The 2,950-nt window shown below is 73.9% G+C and carries 2 protein-coding genes; one reads left to right on the top strand and one right to left on the bottom strand.

Annotated elements, in window-relative coordinates; translation table 11 throughout:
* Positions 1–71: 71 nt before the first annotated feature.
* Positions 72–1,388, bottom strand: a complete 1,317-nt coding sequence (locus tag AC069T_RS37565; protein WP_478787014.1) for an MFS transporter — start codon at positions 1,386–1,388, stop codon at positions 72–74.
* Positions 1,389–1,819: 431 nt separating this feature from the next.
* Here AC069T_RS37565 and AC069T_RS37560 point away from each other — a divergent pair, with 431 nt between their 5' ends.
* Complete coding sequence (locus AC069T_RS37560) at positions 1,820–2,824, top strand: hypothetical protein (protein WP_478787013.1); 1,005 nt, start codon at positions 1,820–1,822, stop codon at positions 2,822–2,824.
* Positions 2,825–2,950 lie beyond the last annotated feature (126 nt).

Genomic DNA, 2,950 nt, shown 5'->3' with positions numbered 1-2,950 from the left:
CGGACCTCGTAGCAACGCAAAGCCGGTGTCGGGCCTCAGACCTCGTAGCGGCGCAAGGCCGGTGTCATGCCTCAGACCTCGTAGCGGCGCAGGGCCGGTGTCGCGAGGGCCAGGACCAGCGTGCCGGCCACGACCAGCAGCCCGCCGCCCACGACGGCCGTACGCGGACCGAACACCGATCCGGCCGTCCCGTGCAGGACGTCGGCCAGACGGGGGCCGCCCGCGACCACCACCGTGAAGACGCCCTGCATGCGTCCGCGCATCTCGTCCGTGGCGGCCGAGAGCAGGATGGCGCCGCGGAAGACCATGGAGACCATGTCGGCGACGCCCGCGGCGGCGAGGAACGCCACGGCCACCCACAGGCTGGTGCTCAGGCCGAAACCCGTGATCGCCGCTCCCCAGGCCATGACGGCCACGAGGACCATGAGGCCGTGCCGGCGGGCCCGGGAGAACGTGCCGGACAGCAGGCCGCCGGCCATCGCGCCGACGGGGATCGCCGCGAACAGCAGTCCGAGCGCGAGCCCTTCGCCGTAGGGTCCGTACGTCTGGGAGGCGAGCTGCGGGAACAGGGCCCTGGGCATGCCGAAGACCATGGCGATGATGTCGGCGAGGAAGGACAGCAGCAGCACCTTGTGCAGCGAGATGTAGCGGAAGCCCGCGACGACCTCGCGCAGTCCCGCTCGCCGGGACGCGGCGGCGGTCAGGGGTGGCAGCGCGGGGAGCCGGTGGACCGCCCACACGGTGACGCACAGGGCGAGTGCGTCGATGAGATACAGCTCGGCCAGACCGATCACCGGGATCAGGGCGCCGGCGAGCAGCGGCCCGGCGATGAGTCCCGTCTGCATGACGGTCGAACCGAGGGCGTTCGCGGCGGCCAGTTCCTCCGTGGGGACCAGCCGGGCGATGGACGCGGTGCGGGCCGGGGCGTTGAGGCCGAAGAACGCCTGCTGGAGGGCGAGCAGCACCATCAGTACGAGCACCGAACCGAGTCCGGTGACGGCCTGTATCCAGAACAGCAGCGAGGTGACGGCGACCCCGGTGTTGGTGACGAGGAGCAGTTTGCGGCGATCCACGCTGTCGGCGACGGCGCCGCCCCACAGGGCGAAGACCACGAGCGGCAGGAGGCTGGCGAGGCTCGCGTAACCCACCCAGGCCGAGGAGCCGGTGATGTCGTAGATCTGCTTGGGCACCGCGACGGCGGTGAGCTGACTGCCCACGGCGGTGACGACGGTCGACGACCAGAGCCGGCGGTAGGCGGGCCGGCGCAGCGGCCGGGTGTCCATGCCCCAGCGGCGCCAGCCGCTCCCGGGCGTGGTCGCCTCCGCCGGCTCCGGCGTCGCGTCGTGGGGCTCCGCGTCGTTGTCGGTGGTGTTGCTGGTGGTGTCCACGGCCGTCCTGGATGCTCGATACATCTTTCGGTGACAGCATTCACTATGGTCGACCCGGGCAACCACCCGCATCGGTGTCTCGTCTCCGGCCGGCCTCCGGAGACCGGCCGGCCGCGTACCGACGGGTCTCATCCCTGCGGAGGACCGGACTCACACGGGTGCCGCACCCAAATGGCGAGGTGGTTGGCGGCCCCATAGAAGTGGTCAGCATCAGCTTGCGTATCGCTTCGGGGAGCGATGGCAGCCGCACCCTCTTCATGGAGCCGACCATGACCACCCGCTCTTTCTCTTTCTCGCCCGGCCCGGACCAGCCGGAGATACCTGCGGACAGCGCGGCCCGTCCGCCGGCACCGCCCCTGCCCCCCATGCCGCCCGCCGGCCCGGAACCGGCCGCTGAGGCGCCGCCCGCGCGCCCGGCACAGGAGGGGCCCGTGCGAGCCGGGCCCGCGACTCAGGACCAGTACGCCGATCCTGTGCGCGGACTGGTGCACGCCGCCGTCGCGGACCGGCCGCTGGAGGAGGTGGTGCAGCTCATCACGCTCCTGGAGCAGTCACCGGAGTACGCGCGAGCCACCGTCGACGCGCTGCGGGCCGTCGGTGTGGACCGGTCCGTCGAGGACGTCACGCGGCTCGTGGCGCTGCTGACTCGCCCGCCCCGGAGTCCCGACTGCGCCGACGAGGCGATCCGCGCCGCGGCGGAGTCCCGTCCCGTCGAGGACGTCACCCGGCTGATGGCGCTGCTGAACCGCTCGCCGCTGGAGCAGCACTGCGGCGAGGAGGCCGTACGGGCCGCCGCGAGCCGGCCCATCGAGGAACTCGTGCAGCTGATCGGCCGACTGGCTCAGGATCGGGAGCGGGACCTGCCCACGCACGGGACGGGTCTGCTGGCGGGACTCTCCATCGTCCCGTCGTCGCAGACGTTCTCGGACCTGCCGCCGGACGACCGCTGGGCGCCGGACGGTCACGGCCCCGCGCCGCTTCAGCGGCGCCCCCGCCCGCCGCGCGGGGAAGGCGCTTCCCCGGCCTGGCCGAGCCGGCTGGCTGCCGCGGCCCTCCTGTTGTGCGCGCTGGCCTACTTCCCGCTGCACCGGGGCAGCGCGTCCGCGAACGCCTACGGCTTCGCCCTGGGCGCCTCGGCGCTGTGTCTGGTGATGGCGCTGGTGCTGGTCCTGAAGAACGCCCTGCCGGTCCTCGCGACCGCCGTGGTGGTGCCGACGGCACTGGCCGTCATGCAGCTGTTCGAAGGCCGGCTCCGGTCGCCGGGCCTGTCCCAGGCCCTGGAGATCACCCTCGCGCCGGCGTGGGCCGCCGGTCTCATGTCGGTGATCGCCGCGCTCGCGGCCGTCACGGCCCTGCTGGCACTCCTCGCGTCGGAGAAGCTCGGCGGGCGTCCCGAACGCCGCCCGCTGGCGGAGGCCCAGCACACACCGGAGTGACAGCGGTGGCCGCCGCGAGCCGGCCCCCTGCGCGTCGGCTGCGGGGGGGGGGGGGGGGGGGGGGGGGGGGGGGGGGGGGGGGGGGGGGGGGGGGGGGGGGGGCGAGGGGGGGGGGGGGGGCCGCCG

The sequence above is a fragment of the Streptomyces sp. NPDC043867 genome, from assembly GCF_056435845.1.
Note: the sequence above shows the minus strand (reverse complement) of the source record. Positions and strands in the feature narration are given on the sequence as shown.